Source organism: Luteibacter jiangsuensis (genome assembly GCF_011742555.1).
Taxonomy (GTDB): domain Bacteria; phylum Pseudomonadota; class Gammaproteobacteria; order Xanthomonadales; family Rhodanobacteraceae; genus Luteibacter; species Luteibacter jiangsuensis.
Window position 1 is genome coordinate 178,857 of sequence record NZ_JAAQQR010000002.1, and the last position, 24,090, is coordinate 202,946.

Annotated in this window: 25 protein-coding genes; 20 read left to right on the forward strand and 5 right to left on the reverse strand. The window is 66.9% G+C overall.

Going from position 1 to position 24,090, the window contains the following annotated elements; genetic code table 11:
- Positions 1-97: 97 nt before the first annotated feature.
- The 3 genes from purM to HBF26_RS04445 all read left to right on the forward strand — a co-directional run bounded on the left by purM (position 98) and on the right by HBF26_RS04445 (position 2,666).
- A complete protein-coding gene (gene purM / locus HBF26_RS04435) occupies positions 98-1,135 on the forward strand; it encodes a phosphoribosylformylglycinamidine cyclo-ligase (RefSeq protein WP_167123503.1) in 1,038 nt (345 codons plus the stop codon).
- A 4-nt stretch (positions 1,136-1,139) separates the two neighbouring features.
- On the forward strand, positions 1,140-1,787 hold the full coding sequence (purN, locus tag HBF26_RS04440; RefSeq protein ID WP_167123505.1) for a phosphoribosylglycinamide formyltransferase: 648 nt from the start codon (positions 1,140-1,142) through the stop codon (positions 1,785-1,787).
- A 177-nt stretch (positions 1,788-1,964) separates the two neighbouring features.
- On the forward strand, positions 1,965-2,666 hold the full coding sequence (locus HBF26_RS04445; protein WP_167123507.1) for a DUF3108 domain-containing protein: 702 nt from the start codon (positions 1,965-1,967) through the stop codon (positions 2,664-2,666).
- Positions 2,667-2,888: 222 nt separating this feature from the next.
- On the opposite strand, the gene murA is transcribed toward HBF26_RS04445, so the two are convergent.
- Together murA and HBF26_RS04455 are read right to left on the reverse strand one after the other, a co-directional pair.
- Complete coding sequence (gene murA, locus HBF26_RS04450; RefSeq protein WP_167123509.1) at positions 2,889-4,148, reverse strand: UDP-N-acetylglucosamine 1-carboxyvinyltransferase; 1,260 nt, start codon at positions 4,146-4,148, stop codon at positions 2,889-2,891.
- 52 nt (positions 4,149-4,200) lie between these two features.
- A complete protein-coding gene (locus HBF26_RS04455; RefSeq protein ID WP_167123512.1) occupies positions 4,201-4,440 on the reverse strand; it encodes a BolA family protein in 240 nt (79 codons plus the stop codon).
- Between the two features lie 172 nt (positions 4,441-4,612).
- Between HBF26_RS04455 and HBF26_RS04460 the strand changes: the two genes are divergently transcribed.
- From HBF26_RS04460 to ptsP, 12 genes are all read left to right on the forward strand, one after another.
- Positions 4,613-5,626 carry a KpsF/GutQ family sugar-phosphate isomerase gene (locus tag HBF26_RS04460; protein WP_167123514.1) on the forward strand — a complete coding sequence of 338 codons (1,014 nt, stop codon included), beginning with the start codon at positions 4,613-4,615 and terminating at the stop codon, positions 5,624-5,626.
- Positions 5,627-5,684: 58 nt separating this feature from the next.
- Positions 5,685-6,233 (forward strand): KdsC family phosphatase, encoded by a 549-nt coding sequence (locus HBF26_RS04465; protein WP_167032006.1) that lies wholly within the window; start codon positions 5,685-5,687, stop codon positions 6,231-6,233.
- Positions 6,230-6,829 (forward strand): LPS export ABC transporter periplasmic protein LptC, encoded by a 600-nt coding sequence (lptC, locus tag HBF26_RS04470; protein WP_167123516.1) that lies wholly within the window; start codon positions 6,230-6,232, stop codon positions 6,827-6,829. Before HBF26_RS04465 ends, lptC begins: the two co-directional genes overlap by 4 nt.
- Complete coding sequence (gene lptA, locus HBF26_RS04475) at positions 6,792-7,403, forward strand: lipopolysaccharide transport periplasmic protein LptA (RefSeq protein WP_167123519.1); 612 nt, start codon at positions 6,792-6,794, stop codon at positions 7,401-7,403. Before lptC ends, lptA begins: the two co-directional genes overlap by 38 nt.
- 4 nt (positions 7,404-7,407) lie before the next feature.
- A complete protein-coding gene (lptB, locus tag HBF26_RS04480; protein WP_167123521.1) occupies positions 7,408-8,127 on the forward strand; it encodes an LPS export ABC transporter ATP-binding protein in 720 nt (239 codons plus the stop codon).
- Between the two features lie 88 nt (positions 8,128-8,215).
- Positions 8,216-9,703 carry an RNA polymerase factor sigma-54 gene (locus tag HBF26_RS04485; protein WP_167123523.1) on the forward strand — a complete coding sequence of 496 codons (1,488 nt, stop codon included), beginning with the start codon at positions 8,216-8,218 and terminating at the stop codon, positions 9,701-9,703.
- Positions 9,704-9,821: 118 nt separating this feature from the next.
- Positions 9,822-10,169 carry a ribosome hibernation-promoting factor, HPF/YfiA family gene (gene hpf / locus HBF26_RS04490; protein ID WP_167123525.1) on the forward strand — a complete coding sequence of 116 codons (348 nt, stop codon included), beginning with the start codon at positions 9,822-9,824 and terminating at the stop codon, positions 10,167-10,169.
- A gap of 96 nt (positions 10,170-10,265) precedes the next feature.
- On the forward strand, positions 10,266-11,216 hold the full coding sequence (hprK, locus tag HBF26_RS04495) for an HPr(Ser) kinase/phosphatase (RefSeq protein WP_167031989.1): 951 nt from the start codon (positions 10,266-10,268) through the stop codon (positions 11,214-11,216).
- A gap of 22 nt (positions 11,217-11,238) precedes the next feature.
- Entirely contained in the window at positions 11,239-12,120 is an 882-nt protein-coding gene (gene rapZ / locus HBF26_RS04500) for an RNase adapter RapZ (protein ID WP_167031986.1), read from the forward strand.
- Between the two features lie 42 nt (positions 12,121-12,162).
- Positions 12,163-12,555 carry a PTS sugar transporter subunit IIA domain-containing protein gene (locus tag HBF26_RS04505; RefSeq protein WP_167123527.1) on the forward strand — a complete coding sequence of 131 codons (393 nt, stop codon included), beginning with the start codon at positions 12,163-12,165 and terminating at the stop codon, positions 12,553-12,555.
- Positions 12,548-12,817, forward strand: coding sequence for an HPr family phosphocarrier protein (locus tag HBF26_RS04510; protein ID WP_167031980.1), 270 nt, complete (start codon positions 12,548-12,550; stop codon positions 12,815-12,817). The genes HBF26_RS04505 and HBF26_RS04510 overlap by 8 nt, the downstream gene beginning before the upstream one ends.
- A gap of 34 nt (positions 12,818-12,851) precedes the next feature.
- On the forward strand, positions 12,852-14,600 hold the full coding sequence (ptsP, locus tag HBF26_RS04515; RefSeq protein WP_167123529.1) for a phosphoenolpyruvate--protein phosphotransferase: 1,749 nt from the start codon (positions 12,852-12,854) through the stop codon (positions 14,598-14,600).
- A 193-nt stretch (positions 14,601-14,793) separates the two neighbouring features.
- Here ptsP and HBF26_RS04520 read toward each other — a convergent pair whose 3' ends face one another.
- Together HBF26_RS04520 and HBF26_RS04525 are read right to left on the reverse strand one after the other, a co-directional pair.
- The gene (locus tag HBF26_RS04520; protein ID WP_167123531.1) at positions 14,794-17,265 is read right to left on the reverse strand and encodes an acyl-CoA dehydrogenase; all 2,472 of its coding nucleotides are present in this window, start codon (positions 17,263-17,265) and stop codon (positions 14,794-14,796) included.
- A gap of 5 nt (positions 17,266-17,270) precedes the next feature.
- Positions 17,271-18,173, reverse strand: a complete 903-nt coding sequence (locus HBF26_RS04525) for an alpha/beta hydrolase (protein WP_167123533.1) — start codon at positions 18,171-18,173, stop codon at positions 17,271-17,273.
- Between the two features lie 140 nt (positions 18,174-18,313).
- Between HBF26_RS04525 and HBF26_RS04530 the strand changes: the two genes are divergently transcribed.
- The 5 genes from HBF26_RS04530 to HBF26_RS04550 all read left to right on the forward strand — a co-directional run bounded on the left by HBF26_RS04530 (position 18,314) and on the right by HBF26_RS04550 (position 22,944).
- A complete protein-coding gene (locus HBF26_RS04530) occupies positions 18,314-18,904 on the forward strand; it encodes a TetR/AcrR family transcriptional regulator (protein WP_167032374.1) in 591 nt (196 codons plus the stop codon).
- Between the two features lie 97 nt (positions 18,905-19,001).
- Complete coding sequence (locus HBF26_RS04535) at positions 19,002-20,792, forward strand: phosphoenolpyruvate carboxykinase (GTP) (protein WP_167123535.1); 1,791 nt, start codon at positions 19,002-19,004, stop codon at positions 20,790-20,792.
- Positions 20,793-21,014: 222 nt separating this feature from the next.
- The gene (locus HBF26_RS04540) at positions 21,015-21,602 is read left to right on the forward strand and encodes an RNA polymerase sigma factor (protein ID WP_425482965.1); all 588 of its coding nucleotides are present in this window, start codon (positions 21,015-21,017) and stop codon (positions 21,600-21,602) included.
- Entirely contained in the window at positions 21,599-22,012 is a 414-nt protein-coding gene (locus HBF26_RS04545) for a hypothetical protein (protein WP_167123538.1), read from the forward strand. Before HBF26_RS04540 ends, HBF26_RS04545 begins: the two co-directional genes overlap by 4 nt.
- Positions 22,013-22,035: 23 nt before the next feature.
- Positions 22,036-22,944 (forward strand): DUF4097 family beta strand repeat-containing protein, encoded by a 909-nt coding sequence (locus HBF26_RS04550; protein ID WP_167123540.1) that lies wholly within the window; start codon positions 22,036-22,038, stop codon positions 22,942-22,944.
- A gap of 108 nt (positions 22,945-23,052) precedes the next feature.
- On the opposite strand, the gene HBF26_RS04555 is transcribed toward HBF26_RS04550, so the two are convergent.
- Positions 23,053-23,997, reverse strand: a complete 945-nt coding sequence (locus HBF26_RS04555; RefSeq protein ID WP_167123541.1) for a hypothetical protein — start codon at positions 23,995-23,997, stop codon at positions 23,053-23,055.
- Positions 23,998-24,090 lie beyond the last annotated feature (93 nt).

The following is a 24,090-nucleotide window of genomic DNA, read 5'->3' on the forward strand; positions in this document are numbered from 1 at the left end:
AACCATGCCATGGCGTCCATCCAGGAGCCGTGCAGGGCCCGGTCACGGGCCCGCTTGCTGTTAGAATGCGCGGTTTCCAATAGTGCCGGAACCGCTTATGTCCTCCGACCAGGGCTCCCTCACCTACCGCGACGCAGGCGTGGACATCGACGCCGGTAATGCCCTCGTCGAGCGCATCAAGCCGATGGTCAAGCGCACCTTCCGCCCCGAGGTGATGGGCGGACTGGGCGGTTTCGGCGGGCTGTTCGACCTTTCCGGCCGCTACAAGGAGCCCGTGCTCGTTTCGGGCACCGACGGCGTCGGCACGAAGCTGAAGCTTGCCCAGCAGCTGGGCCGCCACGACACCATCGGCATCGACCTGGTGGGCATGTGCGTCAACGACGTGCTCGTGCAGGGTGCCGAACCACTGTTCTTCCTCGACTACTTTGCCACCGGCAAGCTCGATGTCGACACGGCCGCCTCGGTGGTCGGCGGCATCGCCCGCGGCTGCGAGCTCGCCGGCTGTGCGCTGATCGGCGGCGAGACGGCCGAAATGCCCGACATGTACCCGCCGGGCGAATACGACCTGGCCGGCTTTACCGTCGGCGCCGTGGAAAAGTCCGCCATGAACGACGGCTCCTCCATCGTCGCGGGCGACGTCATCCTCGGCGTGGCCTCCTCCGGCCCGCACTCGAACGGCTATTCGCTGATCCGCCGCATCCTCGAACGCGCGGGCTCCCCGCTGGAGACCGATGTCGGCGGCGTGAAGCTGGTGGACGCGCTGATGGCACCCACCACCATATACGTGAAGCCCATGCTGGACCTGATCGGCAAGGTGGACGTGCACGGCATGGCGCACGTCACCGGTGGCGGCCTGAAGGAAAACATCATCCGCGTGGTTCCCGACGGCCTGGCCCTGTCCATCGACGCCTCGGCGTGGGAATTGCCGCCCGTGTTCCAGTGGCTGCAGCGCGAAGGCAACGTCGCCGACGAGGAAATGTGGCGCACCTTCAACTGCGGCATCGGCTTTACCGTGCTGCTCGCCGAGAGCCAGGTCGAGGCTGCGCAGGCCGTGCTCGCCGGCCATGGCCTCGACAGCCAGCCGATCGGCGTGGTGGTCGCCCATGAAGGCGGCGAACGCGTCCACATCGCCTGAGCCGATGGATCGCCCCCTTCGCGTCGCCGCGCTCGCATCCGGGCGTGGCAGCAATCTTGCCGCGCTCGTCGCAGCGCGTGACGCCGGGCGCCTGCCCGTCGAATTCACCCTCGTGGGCAGCGACAAGAAGCTGGCCGGGGCCCTCGCGGTCGCTGCCGCGGCAGGCATTCCGACGGTGGCACTGAACCCGAAGGACTACGCCACGCGCGCCGAATTCGACAGCGCCCTGTTCGGCCGGGTGGCCGACAGCGGGGCCGATCTGCTCGTGCTGGCCGGCTACATGCGCATCGTGGACGCCGCAGTGGTGGCGCCATGGGAGGGCCGCGCGATCAACGTGCACCCCTCCCTGCTGCCGAAGTACCGCGGCCTGCACACCCACCGCCGCTGCCTGGAGGCCGGCGACCGCGAACACGGCGCCAGCGTGCACTTCGTCACGGCGGAACTGGATGGCGGCCCCGTGGTCGCCCAGGCACGCATTCCCGTCCATCCGGGCGACACGGAAGACGACCTCGCCGCGCGCCTGCTCGTCGAGGAGCACAAGCTCTTGCCGGCGGTTGTCGGCGCCATCGCCAGTGGCCGGCTGCGCTGGCAAGGCGGCCCGCTGTTCGACGGCGCGCCGCTGACGCGCCCCCTGAGCCTCGCCGACCTGTAAGACACCGGCGATTGTGGGAGCCGGCTATGCCGGCGATCCCGCGGCAGCGGGCAACCTTGCCGCGAGCACCCATCGCCGCTGAAGCGGCTCCCACACAAAGCCAGGCTGCGGCTTCCACATAGGGATCCCGGCTCGGGCGTGGCCCGGCATTCAGCCTCGCGGCTTACAATCCGCTACATGACGACCCGCACCCTCCTCCGCGCCGGCCTCGCGCTGGCCCTCGCCCTGCCTGCCGCCGCGTTCGCCGCGGACGTGCCGCAGTCTTTCACCGCTACCTACCAGGTTTCCAAGGGCGGCGATCCGCTCGGCGAAGCCACGGTCACGCTGAAGCCCGCCGGCGGTGGCCAGTTCGAATACTCGAACCAGACCAAGGGCACCTCGGGCCTGGCTGCCATGCTCGGCGCGAATGTGTCGGAAACCTCTCGCTTCACCTGGGCCGGACAGGTCCCGCAGGCGGTGAGCTATCACTACCAGCTCGACGCGGCGATCAAGTCGAAGACCCGTGACCTCGCCGTGCAGGACGGCACCGTCCAGGTGCAGGACAACAAGAAGAGCTACACCTACTCTGCCGTGCCGGGCATGGTGGAACGCAACACCCTGCCGCTCGCGCTGGGCGTCGCACTGCGCTCCGGCCAGAAGGACCTGGCGTTGCCGGTGGCGGTGAAACAGGAAGTGGAAAACCAGAAGTTCAAGGTGTCGGCCACCGAGAAGGTTACCGTTCCCGCCGGCTCCTTCGAGGCCGTTCGCGTCGACCGCACCGACGCCGACCGCGGGTTCAACGCATGGTACGTGCCAGGGAAGTATCCGGTGCCCGTGAAGCTGGCCCAGAAAGACGGCGGCGACATGACGATGGAACTGGTGAAGTTCGAAGGCCGCTAATCACTGTGGGGGCCGACTGTCCCCGGCGGGGGCAGGCACGCATCGCGCGAGCACCCATCGCCGCTTAAGCGGCTCCCACACAAAGCCCACCTGCCTTGATGCGGGAGCCTACCTGCCTTGATGTGGGAGCCGGCTAGGCCGGCGATCTCGCGGCAGCGAGCAAGCTTGTCGCAGTATCCATCGCCGCTGAAGCGGCTTCCACATGAAGCCGCATATCCGAAGTCAACCCGGCAGACGCCGGATCTTCGCGCCCAGCACGCCGAGCTTTTCCTCGATGTTCTCGTAGCCGCGGTCGATGTGGTACACGCGGTCGACCGTGGTGTCGCCTTCGGCGACCAGGCCGGCCAGCACGAGGCACGCCGACGCACGCAGGTCGGTCGCCATGATCGGCGCGCCACTCATCTTCGGCACACCGGTGATGATGGCCGTATTGCCTTCCAGGCGAATGTCCGCGCCCAGACGCTGCAATTCCAGCGCATGCATGAAGCGGTTCTCGAACACCGTCTCGGTGATCACGCCCACGCCCTCGGCGACGCAATTGAGCGCGGTGAACTGCGCCTGCATGTCGGTGGGGAACGCAGGGTATGGTGCGGTGGTGAGGTTCACCGCCTTCGGACGGCGGCCCTGCATGTCGAGTTCGATCCAATCCTTGCCGGTGTTGATATGCGCACCGGCTTCCTCGAGCTTCTGCAGCACGGCGTCCATGGTGTCGGCACGGGCGCCGCGCGCGCGCACCTTGCCGCCGGTCATCGCCGCACCGACCAGGAAGGTGCCGGTTTCGATACGGTCGGGCAGGACTTCGTAATGCGCGCCGTGCAGGCGTTCCACGCCGTGCACGATGAGCGTGGACGTACCGATGCCGTCGATCTTTGCGCCCATCGCGATAAGGCAGTGCGCGAGGTCGACCACCTCGGGCTCCTGCGCCGCGTTCTCGATGACGGTGGTGCCTTCGGCGAGGGTGGCCGCCATCAGGATGTTTTCGGTGCCGGTGACGGTCACCATGTCCATGACGATGCGGGCGCCCTTCAGGCGGCCGGAGCGCGCCTTGATGTAGCCGTTCTCCACGCTGACATCGGCGCCCAGCGCCTGCAGGCCGCGGATGTGCTGGTCGACCGGGCGGGAGCCGATGGCGCAGCCGCCGGGCAGCGAAACCTCCGCCTTGCCGTACCGCGCGACGAGCGGGCCCAGGACGAGGATCGACGCGCGCATGGTCCGCACCAGGTCGTACGGGGCCACGCAGGAGTTCTCGGGACGCGGGTCGATATGCATCTTCATGCGGTCGTCGAGGACGACCCGCACGCCCATGCGGCCCAGCAGCTCGATGAACGTGGTGACGTCGTGCAGGTGCGGCACGTTGCCGATGCTGACCGGCTCGTCGGCGAGCAGGCAGGAAGCGAGGATGGGCAGCACGGCGTTCTTGGCGCCGGAAATGCCGACCTCGCCTTGGAGCGGCTGGCCGCCGCTGATCAGGATCTTGGCCATGGAGGGGATGCCTTGAAAGAAAAATCTGGCGACGTAAGCCGCGGCGCGCGCGTCAACGGCGGCCGGCGGCTTCGTCGGGAGTGAGGGTCTTGAGGCCGAGGGCGTGGATGGCACCGCCCATGAGGTCGCCGAGCGTGGCGTAGACGAGGCGGTGGCGGGCCAGCGGCAGCTTGCCGGCGAACTGTTCCGAGATCACTTCGGCCTCGAAATGAACGCCGTCGTCGCCCTGGACGTCCACCCGGGCGCCGGGCAGTCCGGCTTCAATCAGTGCCTGGATGCGCGCAGCGTCCATGGAATCTCCGTAAAAGGGGGTCGCAGCGTGAGCAAGGGTTCCGAAACGGACCCTGAACCACCCGTCGATGGCAGCAACCATAAAATGAGAATATGTAATGGTAATGGAAATCCGGTGTCGCAGAAATGGACATCCCGGGTAACCAGGGAGCCCACCCGGACCTCGAGGTCGCATGAACGCCCGCACCGCACCGCCAGCCGCCAACCGACTCGTGGACGCCGACGCCGTCGTGCGCAGCGCGCGCAACGTCATCAAGACCGAGGCGGCCGGCATCCGCGCCCTCGAGGCGAGGATCGACGCGGCATTCGTCCAGGCCTGCCAGATGATCCTCGACTGCAAGGGCCGCGTCGTGGTCTCCGGCATGGGCAAATCGGGCCATATCGGCCGAAAGGTCGCCGCCACCCTGGCTTCCACCGGCACGCCTTCCTTCTTCGTGCACCCGGGCGAGGCCAGCCACGGCGACCTCGGCATGATCCAGCCGGACGACATCGTGCTGGGCATCTCCTATTCGGGCGAAACGGACGAATTGCTGTACATCCTCCCGGCGATCAAGCGCCAGGGCATTTCGCTCATCTCGATCACGGGCAATCCGGCCTCGTCGCTGGCCACCCAGGCCGACGTCAATCTCGACGCCAACGTGGCCTGCGAGGCCTGCCCGCATGGCCTGGCCCCCACCGCCAGCACCACGGCCGCCCTGGTCATGGGCGACGCCCTGGCGGTGGCGCTCCTGGAAGCGCGTGGCTTCACCTCGGACGATTTCGCCCGCTCCCATCCCGCCGGCAGCCTCGGGCGCCGGCTGCTCCTGCATATTTCCGACGTCATGCACGCCGGCGACGACGTGCCCCGCGTCCGTCTGGAGGCCTCGCTCAGCGAGGCACTGGTGGAAATGTCGCGCAAGCGCCTCGGCATGACCGCGGTCGTCGACGGCGACGACCGCCTCCTTGGCGTGTTCACCGACGGCGACCTTCGCCGTGCCCTCGACGACGACGGCGTGGACCTCCGCAGCGCCTCCGTCGCCCAGCTCATGACGCGCGGCCCCAAGACCATCGGCTCCGACAAGCTGGCGGTCGAGGCGGCGCAGCTCATGGAGAAGCACCAGATCAACGCCCTCCTCGTCGTGGACGGGGAAGGCCGCGTGGTCGGTGCGCTGAACATCCACGACCTGCTCCGTGCCCGCGTCGTCTGAACGAGAGCACTGCGGCGCCCTCCCCCGGCGCCGATCCATCCCCATATATAGCGAAACCATGGCCTACACGCATTACACCGAGATCCCCGCCGACGTCGCCGAGCGCGCGGCACGCGTGCGCCTCGTCGTCTTCGACGTCGACGGCACGCTGACCGACGGCCGCCTGTGGTACGGCGAGGACGGCCGCGAGACCAAGGTTTTCCACGTGCACGACGGGCTGGGCCTCAAGGCCCTGCAACGGAACGGGGTAAAGGTCGGGATCATCACCGCACGCATCAGCCACCCGGTGTCCCTGCGGGCCGAGGAACTCGGCATCGCCCACGTGTACCAGGGCCAGAAAGACAAGCGGGCATGCCTGACCGGCCTGCTCGACGCGCTCAGGCTCGCACCGGAGGAAGCGGCGTTCGTGGGCGACGACCTGCCGGACCTGCCCGCCATGGGCATCGTCGGCCTGGCGGTCGCCACGGCGAATGCCCACCCCTGGGTCGCGGAGCGCGCCCACTGGCGCACCCGGCTCATCGGCGGTTACGGCGCGGCGCGCGAGGTGGCCGACATGATCCTGGCGGCCCAGGGCAAGGCGGAAGCCGAAAGGGACCGCTGGCTATGAGCGTGTTCAACCTCATCAGGGATCGCGGGGTGGCCGGCACGACCGGCATCCTCGCGGCCGTCCTTGGTGCCAGCGTGCTGCTCTATTACTGGACCGCGCCCGAGAAAAAAGTGCAGGACTTCGTCGGTCCGCCCCGCTCCGGGTATGTCCTCACCAACTTCGACCTCGATTCCTACAACGAGGAGGGCAAACCGGCCTTCAAGCTGGTGGCGCCGCACCTGGAGCGTCGCGAGGGCGACGAGTCGCTGTACATCAACGCGCCGGATTTTGTGCTCCCCTCCACCAAGGAAACCAATGTTCCGCCATGGACCGGCCATTCGCAGTACGGCTGGGTGAACAAGGACGGCAGCCTGCTCAAGTTGCAGGGGAAGGTCCACATGGACCGGGTGGCTTTCCAGAACAACCAGCCGGCCAGCATCGACACCTCGGAAGTCACCGCCTGGCCCAAGGAAAACCGCCTGGAAACGGCAGAGGCGGCCCGGATCGTGCAGGGAACATCTACAATGCAGGGCGTTGGCATGCGCGCCAATCTCGATACCAAGCACCTGGAGCTCCTCGATGCAGTTCACACTGTCTACCAGCCGCGCAAACGCTAAGGTCGTCATGGCGACGCTCGGTATGGCGCTCCTGGCGAGCACATCCGCGTTCGCGAAGAAGGCCGACCGCGATCAGCCCGCGGACGTCGTCTCGAAGTCCTTCGACGGCACCCAGGCGCCCCAGAACGGGCAGCCGGGCAAGGTCATCTGGACCACCAACGTCGTTCTGACCCAGGGCACCCTGAAGATCACCGGCAGCAAGGCCACCGGTTATCTGGACGCCGACAACACGCTGACCCGCGTGGTCGTGGAAGGTTCTCCCGCCACCATCCACCAGTTGGACGACCAGAACCAGCCGATGGACGGCCGGGCCAGCAACATCGATTACAAGATCGACAAGGACTTCGCGGTTCTCACCGGCAACGCCTATGTGAACCAGCCGGCCAAGGGTAGCGCTCAGGGCGACAAGCTCACCTACAACACGAGCGACAGCACGATGACCGGCGAGAGCAGTGGCGGAGCCCCCGTGCACATGACCTTCCAGCCGAAGAACAAGGCCCCGGGCACGCCCGCCGCGTCCCCTGAGACACCGGCGAAGGACGCCGCCCCGGCCACCGACACCAAGAAGCCCTGATCCGATGCTTTCAGCCCAAGGCCTGCAAAAGCGCTTTCGCGCACGCCAGGTAGTTCGCGACTTCGCCTTCTCCATCCGCGAGGGAGAAGTGGTCGGCCTGCTCGGCCCCAACGGCGCCGGCAAGACCACCTGCTTCTACATGGTGGTGGGCCTCATCCAGGCCGACGCCGGGTCGATCAAGCTCGACCAGCAGGACATCACAGGCCTGCCGATGCATGCGCGTGCGAAGCTCGGCATCGGCTACCTGCCACAGGAAGCATCGGTGTTCCGCCGTCTCAGCGTGGCCGACAACATCCTCGCGGTGCTGGAACTGCGCGACGGAATGACGCAGAAGCAGCGCGAGGACGAACTGGAAAGCCTGCTGGACGAACTGAAGATCGCGCACATCGCCGAGCAGAAAGGCATCAGCCTTTCCGGCGGCGAGCGACGCCGCGTCGAAATCGCCCGCGCCCTGGCCGCGCGCCCCCGCTACATGCTGCTGGACGAACCGTTCGCCGGCGTCGATCCGATTTCCGTCGGCGAGATCCAGCGCATCGTCCGCCACCTGAAGGAACGCGGCATCGGCGTGCTCATCACCGACCATAACGTTCGCGAGACGCTCGGCATCTGCGACCGCGCCTATATCCTGAACGACGGCGAGGTGCTTTCGCGCGGCACGCCGCAACACATCCTAGCGGACGAAAAGGTGCGCGAGGTGTACCTGGGTCGCGAATTCAGGATATGACCTCCGGCCGGCCGGGATAGCCGACCGACCGCTGGCCTGGGCCAGTCCCAGGGGGTAGGATGGCTCGGGAACCACAAGCGTCGAAGGCATGAAACCCGGACTCCAGTTTCGCCTCCATCAGCAGCTCACGCTGACGCCGCAATTGCAGCAGGCCATCCGCCTGTTGCAGCTGTCGCAGCTCGAGCTCGAGGCCGAACTCCGCCAGATCGCGGAAAGCAATCCGTTGCTCGAGTTCGCCGAAGATGCCGAATCGGACGCCGAAACCGACGTCAGCGAAGAAAACGACTTCGAGGCTCCCGAATTCCCTTCGCGTGAGGAATCGCCCGCCAAGTCTTCCAAGGAAGACGACGAATCCACCGCCGCCCCGTCCGAGGAACTGGCGCCCGAGTGGGACGACGACCGTTTCCAGGGCGACCCGAGCGAATACGGTGGCAGCGCCTCCCGCACGGGGGGCACGGACGAGGATGGTTTCGAGCCGCAGAACGCGGCTCCGGAAAGCCTCCAGCAGCATCTGGAATGGCAGCTCAACCTGTCCCAGTTCTCTCCGCGCGAACATGCCATCGCCACGGCCATCATCCACGCGCTGGACGAAGACGGTTACCTCCGCGACGGCGTCGCCGCCGTGGAAGCGGCCCTTCCGGCCGAAATGGCGGCCAGCGCGGACGAGATCGACGCCGTGCGTCAGCGCGTGCAGCGCTTCGATCCCACCGGCGTCGCCAGCCTCGACCTCCGCGACTGCCTGTTCTGCCAGCTTTCCCAGTTCTCCCTCGACACACCGCACCGCGAACTCGCCATCCGCGTCGTGAACGAGGAACTCGAACTGCTTGCCCGGAACGACATCGCGAAAATCGCCCGCCGCCTGAAGGCAGCGGAGGAACACGTGACGGCCGCCGCCGCGCTCATCCGCAGCCTCGACCCGCGCCCGGGCGCGGCGCTCGACGCCACCCCCGTGGAGTACGTGGCGCCCGACGTCTACGCGCGCCGCGAGAACGGCCGCTGGCAGGTCAGTCTCAACCCCGACGCACAGCCGCGGCTCGGTCTTAACCAGCATTACTGCAACCTGATCGCCCGCGCGCGCGGCGAAGACGCCACCTGGATGAAAGGCCAGTTGCAGGAAGCCCGGTGGCTTCTGAAGAGCCTGCAGTCCCGTGCGGAAACCCTGCAGAAGGTGGCCGACGTCATCGTGCGGCGGCAGAGCGCCTTCCTCGACTACGGCCCGGAGGCGATGCATCCGTTGGTCCTGCGTGAAGTGGCGGAGGAAGTGGGCATGCACGAATCCACCATTTCGCGCGTCACCACGCGCAAGTACATGCACACGCCCCGCGGCACCTTCGAGCTCAAGCACTTCTTCTCCAGCGGCGTGGCCACGGAGGACGGCGGCAGTGCATCCGCCACGGCCATCCAGGCCATGATTCGCAAGCTCATCACGTCCGAGGACGCACGGCGCCCCCTGTCCGACCAGGCCCTGGCGGAGGAACTGCATCGACGCGGCATTCAGGTGGCCCGACGTACCGTGGCAAAGTACCGCGAAGCGATGCGTATCCCGAGTTCCAGCGAACGCGTTCGCGCGAACTGACGACGCGAAGGAACCCTACCGGAGGCACGCGGTCCGAACGGTTCAAGACAAGGGAGCGACGCTCCGTCGCTCCGATCTCGCCGCCCCACGGCGGCACCCTCAGCAAGAAGGAGGCGTCATGCAAATCCAGATCAGCGGCCAGCACATCCAGATCACTCCCGCCCTGCGCGAGCGTGTGGAACAACAGATCGGTCGCTTCGAACGCCTTTTCGACAACATCAAGGGCCTCGACGTCGTGCTCTCCGTCGACAAGGCGGAGCACAAGGCGGGCGGCACCCTGCACTGCGCCGGCACCCGGCTGCATGCGGACGGCATTGCCCGGCTGGAGGACGACGACAAGAAGGACACCATGTATTCCGCGATCGACGAAATGATCGAGAAGCTGGCCGGCCAGCTCAAGAAGCACAAGGAAAAGCTCAAGGATCACCACAACAGCGAGGTCCGGGAGTCCCGCGTCCCCGGCTGACCCAGGCAGTCCAGCCGCCCTTGATGGCACAATAGGACCCAGGCCGGCACGCCCCGCGTGCCGGCCTTTCCTTCCCAAGGGACCAAGAGCCTGTTCATGGAACGGCTGACCGCCAGACAACTCTTCGACGGAGTACACGAGCGCATGGCCTTGCGTTGGGCCGCGGGCATGCGTGGGGAATCCCGTGTGCTCGAACCCAACGCGAAGCAGAGCCGGCGCCCTTCGCTCGTCGGCTACCTCAACGTGATCTACCCGAACAAGGTGCAGATCATCGGTACCGAGGAGCTGAACTACCTCGACGGCCTGGATTCGCGCCAGCGCTGGGAGGCCATCCACAAGATTGCCGCCTACCAGCCCGCCGCGCTGATCGTCACCAAGGACCAGTCCATCCCGCCCGACCTGCGCGAGGTGGCCGAGGAAACCGATACGCCGCTGTGGCAGAGCACGAAGCGCGGCCACGAGCTTCTCACCTACCTGCAATACCACCTGGCCCGCACGCTGGCGCCCCAGGTCACGCTGCACGGGGTGTTCCTCGAGGTTTTTTCCATCGGCGTGCTGATTACCGGCGAACCGGGCTCGGGCAAGAGCGAACTCGCCCTCGAACTCATCAGCCGCGGCCATCGGCTGGTGGCCGACGACGCCACCGAATTCACGCTCATCGCTCCGGACGTCATCGACGGTGCCTGTCCGGAACTCCTCCAGGACCTGCTGGAAGTGCGCGGCCTGGGCGTGCTGAACATCCGCGAGATGTTCGGCCACACGGCGGTGAAGCCTTCGAAGTACCTGCGCCTCGTGGTCCACCTGAAGCCGCTGCAGATCGGCGAGGAAGGCGACGCCATGACCCGCCTTACCGGCGATGTCAGCCGGCGCAACGTGCTCGACGTGGACGTGCCCAAGATCACCATTCCCGTCGCGCCGGGCCGCAACCTGGCCGTGCTGGTCGAGGCCGCCGTGCGCAACCATGTGCTGAAGAGCAAGGGCATCGACCCCGCGCAAACCTTCATCGACCGCCAGGCGCACCAGATGCGCCGCTTCTCCCCATGGTGACCTCCCCGTGATCGACGAAGTCATGAGCCCCATCGTCGAGCCCGACGCCATCCACCTGGTCGTGCTTACCGGCATGTCCGGCGGCGGCAAGACCGTGGCCCTGCGTGCCCTGGAAGACCTCGAGTTCTATTGCGTGGACAACATGCCCGCGGAACTCATCCCGCAACTGGTCGCTGCGGTGAGCCAGGGCGAACACGGTCCGCGCCGACGCATCGCCGTGGGCGTGGACGTGCGCAACCGCCGGATCGATCTGGCGCGTATGCCGCATGTGCTGTCCGAGCTGTCCACGGCCGGCGTGCACGTGCACCTCATCTTCCTCGACAGCCGCGACGACGTGCTGATCAAGCGCTATTCGGAAACGCGCCGCCGCCACCCGCTCGCGGCCGAGAAGCTGTCGCTGGCCGATTCGATCGCGCAGGAACGGAAGCTGCTGCGGCCCCTGGTTTCCATCGCGGAAAAGGTCATCGATTCCAGCGACCTGAACGTGCACCAGTTGCGCCGTCTTTTCGCCACCGGTTACGCCGCGGCGTCCGACGGCACCACACTTCTGTTCGAGTCGTTCGCCTACCGCCGCGGCCTGCCCTCGGACGCCGACTTCGTCTTCGACGCGCGCTGCCTCCCCAATCCGCACTGGGATCCCCGCCTGCGGCCGTTCTCCGGCAAGGACCTCCCGGTGCGGGAGTTCCTCGACGCGAACCCGCTCGTGGGCGAGTACTATGACGACGTCGCACGGTGGCTCGATACCTGGCTGCCGCGCTTCGACGGTGAAGACCGGAGCTACGTCACCGTCTCGATCGGCTGCACCGGCGGACGCCATCGCTCGGTCTACCTGGTCGAGAAGCTGGCCCAGCATTTCCGCTCGGAACGCGGCAACGTCCTTACCTTCCATCGCGAACTCGAGTGACATGACCCACGGATCCCACCAGCCGCAGCGAGACACCGGGCCATGACCGTCGGGGTGCTCCTCATGACCCACGAGGCCGTGGGCAAGGCGCTGATTTCCGCCGCGCGCCACGTGATGCCGAAGCTGCCGCTGGACGTCGACGCCGTCGAGGTGCCGCCCAGCGCGGATCCCGACGTCATGCGCACGCTCACCGCACGGCATGCCCGTGAACTCGACCACGGCGACGGCGTGCTGGTGCTCGCCGACCTCTACGGCGCCACACCCTGCAATATCGGCCTCTCGCTGAGCGAACTCGGCGTGCACCTGCGTTGCGTGTCCGGCCTCAACCTGCCGATGCTGCTTCGCGTACTCAACTATTCGGAAAAATCGCTTCCCGAACTGGCCGAAATCGCGGCCAGCGGCGGTCGCGGAGGGATCTTCATCGACCATGCTTGAACGTGACATCGTGGTATCGAACCGGCTCGGCCTGCATGCACGCGCATCGGCCAAGCTCGTGCAGCTGGTCGCGGGGTTCAAGTCGACGGTCTGGCTCGTCAGCAAGGGACGCGAGGTCAATGCGCAGAGCATCATGGGCGTCATGATGCTGGCTGCCGGCATGGGCACCTCCCTCACCGTGCGCGCCGAAGGTGAGGACGCCGAGCAGGCCGTCGCCGCCGTCGTCGATCTGTTCGACCGCAAGTTCGACGAAGGCGCCTGACCATGCCGACTCGCCTGCCGTGTAGGGAGCCTCTATGAGATTGGTGCTGACCGGTACACCCGCCGCCAGGGGCATGGCCCTCGGACGGGCCCGTCTGGTCCAGCCGAGCCTGCTCATGGTCGACATGCGGATGCTCGAAGACGCCGAGGTCGGCCCGGAAATCGAGCGCCTGCACAAGGCCATCGATACCGCACGCACCGAGTTGCGCGAACTGCGCGGCAAGTTGCACGGGGCGCTCGCCCGGGAAGTGGGCGACTTCATCGACGCGCACAGCCTCCTCCTCGACGACGAAGAACTCCTGCGCGGCCTGGACGATCTTGTCTCCGTGGGCCATTACACCGCCAGCGCCGCGCTGAAGATGCAGCGCGATCGCCTTGCGGCCGTGTTCGACACCATGAACGACCCCTACCTGAAGAGCCGGGGCGAGGACATCGACCAGGTCATCGGGCGCGTCATGTCGGCGTTGAACCAGCAGTCCAGCCGTGAGGAGCGCAAGCTTGCCGCCCGCGTGGGCGAGATCGTCGTGAGCGACACCATCGCACCGGCCGACATGGCGGGCATGGCGGGCCAGGGCATGCTCGGCGTCATTGCGAGCGCCGGCAGCATCTATTCGCACAGCGCCATTCTCGCGCGCAGTTTCAACATCCCCATGCTCGTGGGCACGCGCGATGCGCTCGCCACCATCAACGACGACGACCTCGTACTGATCGACGCGGAGCACGGCGAGGTCATCGTGCATCCCACGGCGCAGGACCTCGCGCGCTACCGGCAATGGCAGCGACAGGCCGCCGCGGAAGGTCGGCGCCTGGCCGCGCTCGCCACGGCGCCCACGCTCACGCGCGACGGCGCGCACGTGCGCCTGTACGCGAACGCGGAACTGGCCGGCGACGTCACCCTCGCCCGGTCGCGAGGCGCCGACGGCATCGGTCTCTATCGTTCCGAGTTCCTGTTCCTGCGCCAACGCGGCCTGCCTTCCGAAGACGAGCAATTCGCGGCCTACCGCGACGTCGTGCTGGGCATGGGCGGCCTGCCGGTCACCATCCGCACCCTGGACCTCGGCGCCGACAAGGCGGACGCCGCAGGGCTGGCGCTGCGCGGCGAAGACAATCCCGCGCTGGGCGTGCGGGGCATCCGCCTGTCGCTTCGCTACCCCGACATCTTCAGCGTGCAGTTGCGCGCCATCCTGCGCGCGGCCTGCTACGGCCCGGTGCGCATCCTGGTACCGATGGTCACGCACCTCGGCGAACTCGCCGCCGTGCGCACTCTCATCAAGAGGGCTCGCGAGGATCTTTCACGGCAGGGGCAAGAGCTCCCGGAGCGCCTGGACATCGGTGCCATGATCGAAGTGCCGGCGGCGGCGATCGGCGTCACGTCGATCCTCGCGAAGGCCGACTTCCTCGCCATCGGCACGAACGATCTCGCGCAGTACGTGCTGGCTGCGGACCGCAACAACGACGCGCTTGACGGCATTTACGATCCGCTGCAACCCGCGTTCCTGCGCCTCATCGCACACGTGATCGCCAGCGCCCGCCGCGCGAAGAAGCCGGTAAGCCTCTGCGGCGAAATCGCCGGCGACACCCAGTTCACCGCCCTCCTCCTTGCCATGGGCCTGGAGGAATTCAGCATGCACCCCGGCCAGTTGCTCCAGGTGCGCGACCGCCTCACCTCGCTCGACTGCGGGGCGCTCCGCCGCGCAGCGCCGCGCCTGTTCCGCGCGCACACGCGGGACGAAGTGGAAGCACGCCTGCTCGATGTCGTGGCGAAGCAGGACGGCTGTTCCTGACGTCTTCCGAATATCGAGGTCGTTTGCCCAAGCGATACCGACAAGGACGACGGCTGCTGTGGGAGCCGCTTCAGCGGCGATACGTGCTCGCGAGAGTGCCCGCTGCCGCGGGATCGCCGGCATAGCCGGCTCCCACAAAGAACAAAAAAAGGGCCGCGATTGCTCGCGGCCCTTTCTCTCACTTCCCCGCTGATTACGCTGCGCGGATCGACTTCATCGTTTCGGCGTTGCGCACGACATTCGCCCGCAATTCCTCGCTGTCGAAATCGTCCACCGAGATGAACTCGGCCACGCCGTCGCGCACGCGCTGCAGGAGCTCTCGCTCCGCGGCCGTGATGGCACCGAGCTTCTCGGCTTCCGCCAGCTGCTCGTTGTACGTGTGCGAGCGCAGCTGGCCGCCCTTGAACGCCTTGAGGAACTTGCGCTCCACGGGCTCCGCCGCGATCACGTCGGGGAGGATCTTGTTCATGCGGCCCACGGTGTTGTTCGCGGTGGGCGCCATGTAAGTCCAGGAGATGAGGCGATCGCGGGCTTCGCTCGGTGCCGTGATGAGCGCGGCGACGCGACGACCCAGGCGATCCGACGGCGGAACCTCGCGGCGGCCGAACGGGAAGACCAGGGCGCGCAGCAGCCAGGCCACCGGACGCACCGGGAAGTTGCGGATGACGCCGTCCAGCGCCATCTGCATCTTCCACACGCATTCGTGGAACGCCCAGGCCAGCAGCGGACGATCCGCTTCCGGACGGCCGGTGTCTTCGTAGCGCTTCAGCATGGCGCTGGCGATGTACAGATACGACAGCGTGTCGCCGAGACGGGCCGACAGTTTCTCCTTGAACTTCAGCTTGCCGCCGAGCACACCCATCGACACGTCGGCGCAAAGCGCCAGCGCGGCCGAGTAGCGGTTGAGCTTGCGGTAGTAGCGGCGGGTGTACGCATCGCCAGCCGTGTCGCCGATCTTCGCCGCGGTGATGCCCAGCACGAAGCTGCGCACCGCGTTGGAGAAACCGAAACCGATGTGACCGAACAGTGCGTCGTCGAAGGTCTTCAGGCGCTCGCGATAGTCCGCGATGTTCAGCGCCTGCATTTCCTTCAGCACATAAGGATGGCAACGGATGGCGCCCTGCCCGAAGATCATGAGGCTGCGCGTCATGATGTTCGCGCCCTCCACCGTGATGGCGATGGGCACGCTCTGCCAGCCGCGGCCCATGTAGTTCTTCGGGCCGAGGATCACGCCCTTGCCGCCGTGGACGTCCATGGCGTCCGACGCGATCTGGCGGCACCATTCGGTGGCGTGGTACTTCGCGATCGCCGAGGGAACCGCGGGCTTTTCGCCGCGATCCACGGCGGCTGCCGTGGCGCGCGAGAGTGCCTGCGTTGCATAGGTGAGTCCGCCGATGCGGGCCAGCGCTTCCTCCACACCCTCGAAGCGGCCGATGGCGAGGCCGAACTGCTTGCGCATGCGTGCATACGCACCGGTGGCGGCCACCGCCATGCGCGAGGCGCCGGTGGCGTTCGACGGCAGCGAAATGGCACGGCCCACGGAGAGGCATTCGACCAGCATGCGCCAGCCCTGGCCGGCCATGTGCGGGCCGCCGATCAGCACGGACAGGGGAACGAACATGTCCTTCGCGTGGACGGGGCCGTTCTGGAACGGCGTGTTCAGCGGGAAGTGGCGGCGGCCGATCTCCATCCCCGGGGTTTCGCGCGGCAGCAGCGCCAGCGTGATGCCGAGGTCTTCCTTGTCGCCCAGCAGCTTGTCCGGGTCGTACATGCGGAAGGCGAGGCCGACGATGGTCGCCACCGGCGCCAGGGTGATGTAGCGCTTGTCGAAGGTGAGGCGGATGCCGACGGTTTCCTCGCCGTTCCACATGCCCTTCGTGACGATGCCGAAATCCGGGATCGACGTGGCGTCGGAACCGGCATACGGGCCCGTCAACGCGAAACACGGGATCTCGCGACCGTCGGCGAGCCGCGGCAGGTAATGGTTCTTCTGTTCCTCGCTGCCGTAGTGCATCAGCAACTCGCCTGGGCCAAGCGAGTTCGGCACGGCGACGGTGGAGGCCAGCGTCTGCGACATGCTGGACAGCTTCTGCAGCACCGCCGAATGCGCCAGCGCCGAAAAGCCGAGGCCGCCGTAGCTCTTCGGAATAATCATGCCGAAGAACTTGTTCTTCTTGATGAACTCCCAGACGTTCGGCGGCAGGTCGGCCAGCTCGTGCGTGATCTGCCAGTCGTCGATCATGGCGCAGAGCTCTTCGACGGGGCCGTCGAGGAAGGCCTGCTCTTCGGTCGAGAGCTCCGGCTTCGGCTGACGAAGCAGCTGCGACCAATCGGGCTTGCCCGAGAAAAGCTGGCCTTCGAAACCGACGGTGCCCGCCTCGAGAGCGGTCTGCTCGGTATCGGACAGCTTCGGCGTGACCTTCGCGAACATCGAGAGCAGCGGGGCGCTGATCTTCTTGCGGCGGAAATCCACCATCAGCAGGGGCACCGCGACGAGCCCCAGCAGAACGAGGAGCACGACGGTGGTCACCGGCGCACCGGCGAGGAAGCCGACGACGAGGATCGTCACCGCCGTCGCGATGGCCCACGTCTTCAGGGACGTGCGGTGGTAGGCACAGGCACCGGAGGCGATGAGCGCCGCCAGTACAACCAGGATCGCAGACATCGGTATCACCTCGTCACAGTCGGATGGCTAAGGGTATGCATGAAACTCGCGACTTCGCGCGTGAACGCGTCGTTCGCGTCGCCGGCCACCATGTGGGTGGCGTCGGGCAGCACCACGTGACGCGCATGCGGCACGAGGCGAAGGAATTCTTCGACGGTATGGCTGGACACCACATCGCTACGGGCACCGGAGAGAAGCAGCACCGGCACCTTCACCCGGGCGGCCGCCTCGAACAGACGCGGCTGGTAGCGCTCGCTTTCCTGCACCACGCCGTCGAGCAAGGCCGGGTCCCAGTGCCAGCGGAGCCGCCCGTCGCCATCCTGGCGGAGCAGCGGCTTCAGTTGGGATTCCGTCTTGCGCTCACGGCGATGCGGGAGGTACGCCTCGATGGCCGAGGCGGCCTCGTCGTAGCTTGCGAAGCCTCGCGGATGGGCGCGCATGAATCCGAGGATACGTTCCACTCCCGCCGTTTCCCAGCGGGGAGTGATGTCCACCAGGACCAATGCGGAAAAAGGCGGCACGGCATCTTCGGCCGTCTCGCCGGCGGCTACCAGGCCAAGCAGACCGCCCATGGAGGCGCCTACGAGTACCGGAGGGCTGCCGTCCGCCGAGGCCGCTTCGCGCGCCACGGCCAGCAGGTCGCCGACGAACTGTTCCATGTGGTAATCGCCGCGCGGCATGCGCTCGCTTTCCCCGTGGCCACGCGCGTCGAATGTCGTGGCATCGAACCCATCGGCCGCCAGTGCCCGGGCGGCGCCCTGCCATGCATGGCGGGTCTGGCCGAAGCCGTGCGCAAATACCAGGGACGGCGAGCGTTCGCCGCGCCAGCGTTCGGTAGCGATGGCGAGGCCGTCGAACGAGACGAGGCTCGCACGGGCTCTGGAGACATGAATGGAGTCGACAACCATACGGCCGAGTATGTAACGACCGAAAGGGTGCGTCAATACGCCCGCGTACGGTCAGGTAAGGGCAGCCAAGTCAAGGTCTTATGCAACATCGCCCGGCGGCGACCGATTGCAAACGCGGCAGTCTCGGCTACCATGCGTCGATGAACGATGGTGCGAAGAACGAACGAGTCCGCCTTTCCGCCGAAGACTGGGAAGACGGTGCCCTGGCCCTCATCGCCGAGCAAGGCGTCGGCGCGGTCGCGGTCGAGGCCCTGGCCCGGCGTCTGGGCGTCACCAAGGGCAGCTTCTACTGGCACTTCCGAACCCGCGAGGCGCTGCTACAGGCCGCACTGGAACGCTGGGAAGAGTACGGCGAACGCGAAGTGCTGGCGGAGATCGAACGCATCCCGGATCCGCGCAAGCGCCTGCCGGAACTGTTCCGCCGCGTAGCCCACGAGATGCAGCCCCACCGCGTCTACGCCGCGCTGCTCAAGGCACTCGATCATCCGCAGGTCATTCCGGTGATGTCGCGCGTGTCCCAGCGGCGTATCGACTTCCTCACCCGCATGTACACGGAAGCCGGACTGGAACCGGTGGTGGCCCTTCATCGGGCCCGGCTCACCTATGCCGCGTACGTCGGTTTCCTGCAGCTGAACTTCACGCTCGGCCTTCCGCGGATTTCGCACGACGAGTTCGACGCCTACGTCGAGCACATGATCGCCACGCTCACGCCCGCGAAATCGAACGACTGATCCTGAACGGCAACGGCGTTTTGCTGCGCCGTACCTTGCCAATACCAGGAATCGCAAACTACTGTCTCCGCTTGCGTTTAACTGGAGACCACCAAGGATGCGTTCGCACGGCAGTTCACTGGAAGCATTGAATCGATGGGTCGACGACGTCGCCCGGCTCACGGAACCCGCGGCCATCCACTGGTGCGACGGCTCCGACGCGGAGTACGCCGAACTCGTCACCACGATGCTGGCCAGCGGGGACCTGCTTCCGCTGAATGCCGAGAAGCATCCGCGTAGCTACCTGCATCGTTCGCATCCTTCCGACGTGGCGCGCGTGGAACACCTCACGTTCGTGTGCACGCCGGAAGAAGAAGACGCCGGCCCCAACAATCACTGGATGGCGCCCGCGGAAGCCCACGCGAAAATCGACGCGCTGTTCGCCGGCGCCATGCGCGGCCGCACGATGTATGTCATTCCCTACTGCATGGGCCCGATCGACTCGCCGATCGCGCGGTGCGGCGTGGAGATCACCGACAGCCCCTATGTGGTGGCCAACATGCGCATCATGACCCGCATGGGTCAGCCGGCCCTGGCCCGCATCGAACGCGACGGCAGCTTTGTGAAGGGGCTGCATTCCACAGGCGACCTCGATCCGGAGCGCCGCTTCATCATGCATTTCCCCGAGGAACTGTCGATCAAGTCGATCGGTTCGGGCTACGGCGGCAACGCCCTCCTGGGCAAGAAGTGCCATGCGCTGCGCATCGCAAGCCACCAGGCCCGTCGCGAAGGCTGGCTCGCGGAACACATGCTCATCGTGGGCATCGAAAATCGGCAGGGCGAAAAGCACTACATCGCCGCCGCCTTCCCGTCCGCCTGCGGCAAGACCAACCTCGCCATGCTCATTCCGACCGAGGGCTATCGCAAGGCGGGATGGAAGGTCTGGACCGTCGGTGACGACATCTGCTGGATGACACCCGGCGAAGACGGCCGCCTGTGGGCGATCAACCCGGAGGCCGGTTATTTCGGCGTCGCCCCGGGCACCAGCGCCAAGACCAATCCCTCGGCCCTCACCACGCTCGGCCAGGATGCGATCTTCACCAACGTGGCCGTGACGGCCGACAACGCCGCATGGTGGGAAGGCCTGGGCGAAGGCGAGCCGGTCATCGACTGGCAGGGCCGCCCGTACGATCCCGCCAACGGCCCGGCCGCACATCCGAACGCGCGCTTCACGGTCAGTGCGAAGCAGTGCCCGAGCTGGGCTCCCGAGTCCGAAGCGCCCACCGGTGTGCCGATCTCCGCGATCGTCTTCGGCGGTCGCCGCCCGTCGCTGGTGCCGCTGGTGTTCGAGGCCAAGGACTGGGCGCACGGCGTCCTCGTCGGCGCCGCGATGGGTTCGGAAACGACGGCCGCCGCCACGGGTGCCGTGGGCGTGCTCCGTCGCGATTCAATGGCGATGAAGCCGTTCTGCGGCTACAACTTCGCCGACTACTTCGCCCACTGGCTGTCGTTCGACAAGCCGGGCGCCAGGCTGCCCCGCATCTTCCACGTCAACTGGTTCCGCAAGGACCGCGACGGTCAGTTCATGTGGCCGGGCTATGGCGACAACCTGCGCGTCCTCGACTGGATGATCCAGCGCGTGACGGGTTCGGCCAAGGGCGTCGACACGCCGATCGGCATCCTGCCCGCGAAGCACGAACTGAACCTGGATGGCCTGGATATCTCGCCGGGCGTCGTGGACGAGTTGCTGCGCGTGGACGTGGAAGGCTGGCAGGAAGAACTGAGCGCCATCGCCCTGTACCTGGACGGCTTCGGGACGCGCATGCCGGAGAAGCTGAAAGCCGAACGCCTGAAGGTCAGCAAGGCCCTGGACGCCGCCGTGATCCGCCCAAAGGCCAGCGTGGCCTGATCGTCGAACTACTGTGGGAGCCGCTTCAGCGGCGATGGGTGCTCGCGGCAAGCTTGCCCGCTGCCGCGGGATCGCCGGCCTAGCCGGCTCCCACAGGAGTCCTCACCAAGCAAAAAGGTTTCTTCACAGGCCTGCAGCTTTGTGCGGGAGCCGCTCCAGCGGCGATGAGGGCGCAATCCTTGCTTAAACCGTTTGTCCCCTGCCGGCATCCAAGCTGGCAAGATGAACGCCCTATGCCTCGCCGCCACGTCCTTCATGCAGCCTGAGCTGCCCGCCGCATCGTCGGACGACGACATCGTGCGCGCGGCCGTGGCCGGCGACCGCAAGGCCTTCGAAACCCTCTATCGCCGGCACGCCGACCGCGTTTACGGCGCCGTGCTGCGCCTCGCGGCGTTCGACCATGCCCGCGCCGAAGATCTCACCCAGGAAGCCTTCGTGCGCGCCTGGCAGAAGCTCGAGGGGTTTCGCTTCGAAAGCGCCTTCGGCACCTGGGTGTACCGGCTCGCGGTGAACGTGGCGCTCATGTCCATACGCGCCCGCAACGCCGACCCGGTCAACATTGTGGCCGACGACCAGCTTCCGGACATCACGGACACCGACAATCCCGTTCGCGCCTTCGAGCGCGAGGAACTGGAACAGGCGATCGCGGCATTGCCGCCGCGCGCCCGGGCCGTCCTCGTGCTGCACGACGTGGAAGGATGGAAACACGAGGAAATCGCCGTCGAACTGTCGATGGCGGTGGGTTCCTCGAAAGCACAGTTGCATCGCGCGCGCGGCCTGCTTCGGCGCGCGCTGGGAGACAAGCCATGAACGAACTCGACTACCTGCGCCAGATGCGCTCCATCAATCGCCCTGTTGTCCCGCACCGCGACCTGTGGGCGGGTATCGAGGCGCGGCTCGACGACGCCGGGGCGGCGCCTCGCCGCCAGTATCGTGCGCGGCCCTGGTTGATGGCCGCGGCCATCGCCGGCGTGGCGGTACTCGGCGGCGGGCTTGGCCTGCACCTGGTCGCGCCCGAGTCGCATACCGTGGCCAGCGCGGCGCCATGGAAGCCTTCCGATCCGCGTCTCACCGGCGCGGCAGTGGAACTCGACGCCGCACGCATGGAACTCACCCAGGCCATGCAGGACTCCCCGGATTCGGCCGCATTGCAACGCCTGTTGCTGCGCACCGAGCGCCAGCGCAATCGTCTTCGTAATCTCGACAAGCAAGCCAGCTAACGCGAACAGCCAGGACACTCCCCATGAAAACGCTCTATTTCACTCCCCTGCTGCTGGCGCTGTCGATCGGCGAGGTCTTTGCCTCGACGCCGATCAACCTCTCGAAAGACATTCGCCCCAACGCCCGCGTCAGCATCGAAAACGTCAAGGGCGAGGTCACCGTCACCGCCTGGGACAAGAACCAGGTGCAGGTGTCCGGCACGCTGGGCGACGGTGCGCGGCCGCTGGAGATCGAAGGCGACGAGCGCAACGTCGACATCCGTGTCGAAGGCGACGAGAAGAAGGGCCGGTGGTTCAGTTGGGGCAACGACTCCAGCATGCAGCCCACCATCCTCAATGTGCGGGTGCCCCGGTCTGTGGCAGTGGACATCAACGTGGTCAGCGCGCCGGTCAGCATCGACGGCCTCGACGGCGGCAAGATCGACGTGGAATCCGTCAGTGGACGCATTCGCGCCAACCTGCGTTCTCCCGAGGTCAGCATGCAGACCGTCAGCGGCACGATCGACCTCGCGGGCCGCGCGGGACGCGCCGACCTGCAGACGGTCTCCGGTGACATCACGGCCCCGAACGTGAGCGACAAGATCGACGCACAGACGGTGTCCGGCCGCATGACCATCGGCGGCGGCCCCTGGAAGGAGGCGAACTTCAGCACGGTGTCGGGCGACACGCAGATCAACGGCAGCGTGGTCGAGGGCGGCAAGATCGACGTCGACTCGATGAGCGGCGACGTGCAGATCCAGTTGCCCCCAAGCACGTCCGCCCACCTCGAAGCCTCCACCTTCAGCGGCGATCTGCGCAGCGACTGGGGCAGCCCCTCGAAAGGCGAAGACGGTCCGGGCAAGGAACTGAAGACGACGATCGGCGGCGGCGCCGGCAACATCCACGTCGAGTCGTTCAGCGGCGACGTGCGCGTGCGCAACACGAGCCGCTGAGGCTGCGCGGGCGCTTCTCTGTGGGAGCCGCTTCAGCGGCGATGGTGCTCGCAGCTAGCTTGCCCGCTGCCGCGGGATCGCCGGCATAGCCGGCTCCCACACCGGGGGCTACAAATCCTGGTGATACTGCACGTACGGCGTGCGCGACTGGTCGGGCTCGGGGCCGGCCGGGCTGCTGGGCGCATTGCCCGACGACCATACGTTCTGCGCGCCCACCGAGAGCTCACCCCGCCACGGCAGGCGCCAGGTGACGCCGAGATCGATGGCGCTCCAACGGCGATCCGGGTTCAGGCCGTTCACAGCGGTGGCTTCGGGCTGCATGGTGCGGCCTGTGATCGAGCCGGAAAGCGGGCCACGATCGACACCGAAGCTCAGCGCCTTCTGGTCCACGGAACCGATGCCGAGAAGATTACCCGGCAGGAGCCGGATGCGACCGATGCTCGCGCCGAGATCGATGCCGCTGCGCGCGCCGAGGTCGACACGGCCATGCGCATTGAGTTCGGTACTGGACGACAACGCCCCGAAAGGAAGGCCGGAAGCCGTGGCAAGACCGGGTAGCACGCGAGGCAACCCGGCGCCCGTACCGGTCGGCCGGCTGGAACCGACACCGACGCCGACGCTGTAGCCTGTGCCGCGGTAGGTGGCGCCGACTTCACTTCCGACGATGCGGGGCGGCGCGCCGGGGGAGCTGCAGCGATCGGTCTTTGCTGCCGAAGCGCCACACGACTCGGACGAATTGATCCAGCCCTGGCCACTGACGTTGGCATGGGCCTGCACGCGGGGGCCGAGGTCGTACTGGAGGCCGCTGGAAAGAAACGGGCCCGCCCCGACCGGGTTGAGCGCCAGCGGCCGGGCCTGATCCGGCCGGTCGCTGGCCGAAAGGCTGAGCCCGCGCCCCTGCTCGTCGCTCCCAGGCACGAGGCCGGAAGCGTCCTGCTGGTCGTCCGCGCTGGCGCCCAGGAGGGGCGGCGCCGCGTCCGAAATCACCGGCGCAGCCTGTCCTGCCGTGGCGAACGGCATCAACAGGAGCATGGTGAGTAAGGATCTGCGCATGGATAGTCTGTCGGCAGCGGCTGAAATTCCCCGAGGCCCCGGCTTCAGCCAGGCCGGGGACGGGATCGAGTGTATCCCATTTTACTTTTTACT

Excerpts from the sequence above, each read along its gene's own strand:
- rapZ (WP_167031986.1), top strand. The coding sequence starts at position 11,239 with ATGAGCCCCATCGTCGAGCCCGACGCCATCCACCTGGTCGTGCTTACC.
- HBF26_RS04455 (WP_167123512.1), bottom strand. The coding sequence starts at position 4,440 with ATGGACGCTGCGCGCATCCAGGCACTGATTGAAGCCGGACTGCCCGGC.
- HBF26_RS04505 (WP_167123527.1), top strand. The coding sequence starts at position 12,163 with ATGACCGTCGGGGTGCTCCTCATGACCCACGAGGCCGTGGGCAAGGCG.
- HBF26_RS04535 (WP_167123535.1), top strand. The coding sequence starts at position 19,002 with ATGCGTTCGCACGGCAGTTCACTGGAAGCATTGAATCGATGGGTCGAC.
- purM (WP_167123503.1), top strand. The coding sequence starts at position 98 with ATGTCCTCCGACCAGGGCTCCCTCACCTACCGCGACGCAGGCGTGGAC.
- hprK (WP_167031989.1), top strand. The coding sequence starts at position 10,266 with ATGGAACGGCTGACCGCCAGACAACTCTTCGACGGAGTACACGAGCGC.
- HBF26_RS04485 (WP_167123523.1), top strand. The coding sequence starts at position 8,216 with ATGAAACCCGGACTCCAGTTTCGCCTCCATCAGCAGCTCACGCTGACG.
- lptC (WP_167123516.1), top strand. The coding sequence starts at position 6,230 with ATGAGCGTGTTCAACCTCATCAGGGATCGCGGGGTGGCCGGCACGACC.
- HBF26_RS04550 (WP_167123540.1), top strand. The coding sequence starts at position 22,036 with ATGAAAACGCTCTATTTCACTCCCCTGCTGCTGGCGCTGTCGATCGGC.
- HBF26_RS04510 (WP_167031980.1), top strand. The coding sequence starts at position 12,548 with ATGCTTGAACGTGACATCGTGGTATCGAACCGGCTCGGCCTGCATGCA.
- HBF26_RS04540 (WP_425482965.1), top strand. The coding sequence starts at position 21,015 with ATGAACGCCCTATGCCTCGCCGCCACGTCCTTCATGCAGCCTGAGCTG.
- HBF26_RS04445 (WP_167123507.1), top strand. The coding sequence starts at position 1,965 with ATGACGACCCGCACCCTCCTCCGCGCCGGCCTCGCGCTGGCCCTCGCC.
- HBF26_RS04555 (WP_167123541.1), bottom strand. The coding sequence starts at position 23,997 with ATGCGCAGATCCTTACTCACCATGCTCCTGTTGATGCCGTTCGCCACG.
- lptA (WP_167123519.1), top strand. The coding sequence starts at position 6,792 with ATGCAGTTCACACTGTCTACCAGCCGCGCAAACGCTAAGGTCGTCATG.
- hpf (WP_167123525.1), top strand. The coding sequence starts at position 9,822 with ATGCAAATCCAGATCAGCGGCCAGCACATCCAGATCACTCCCGCCCTG.
- HBF26_RS04465 (WP_167032006.1), top strand. The coding sequence starts at position 5,685 with ATGGCCTACACGCATTACACCGAGATCCCCGCCGACGTCGCCGAGCGC.
- murA (WP_167123509.1), bottom strand. The coding sequence starts at position 4,148 with ATGGCCAAGATCCTGATCAGCGGCGGCCAGCCGCTCCAAGGCGAGGTC.
- HBF26_RS04520 (WP_167123531.1), bottom strand. The coding sequence starts at position 17,265 with ATGTCTGCGATCCTGGTTGTACTGGCGGCGCTCATCGCCTCCGGTGCC.
- HBF26_RS04525 (WP_167123533.1), bottom strand. The coding sequence starts at position 18,173 with ATGGTTGTCGACTCCATTCATGTCTCCAGAGCCCGTGCGAGCCTCGTC.
- HBF26_RS04545 (WP_167123538.1), top strand. The coding sequence starts at position 21,599 with ATGAACGAACTCGACTACCTGCGCCAGATGCGCTCCATCAATCGCCCT.
- purN (WP_167123505.1), top strand. The coding sequence starts at position 1,140 with ATGGATCGCCCCCTTCGCGTCGCCGCGCTCGCATCCGGGCGTGGCAGC.
- ptsP (WP_167123529.1), top strand. The coding sequence starts at position 12,852 with ATGAGATTGGTGCTGACCGGTACACCCGCCGCCAGGGGCATGGCCCTC.
- lptB (WP_167123521.1), top strand. The coding sequence starts at position 7,408 with ATGCTTTCAGCCCAAGGCCTGCAAAAGCGCTTTCGCGCACGCCAGGTA.
- HBF26_RS04460 (WP_167123514.1), top strand. The coding sequence starts at position 4,613 with ATGAACGCCCGCACCGCACCGCCAGCCGCCAACCGACTCGTGGACGCC.
- HBF26_RS04530 (WP_167032374.1), top strand. The coding sequence starts at position 18,314 with ATGAACGATGGTGCGAAGAACGAACGAGTCCGCCTTTCCGCCGAAGAC.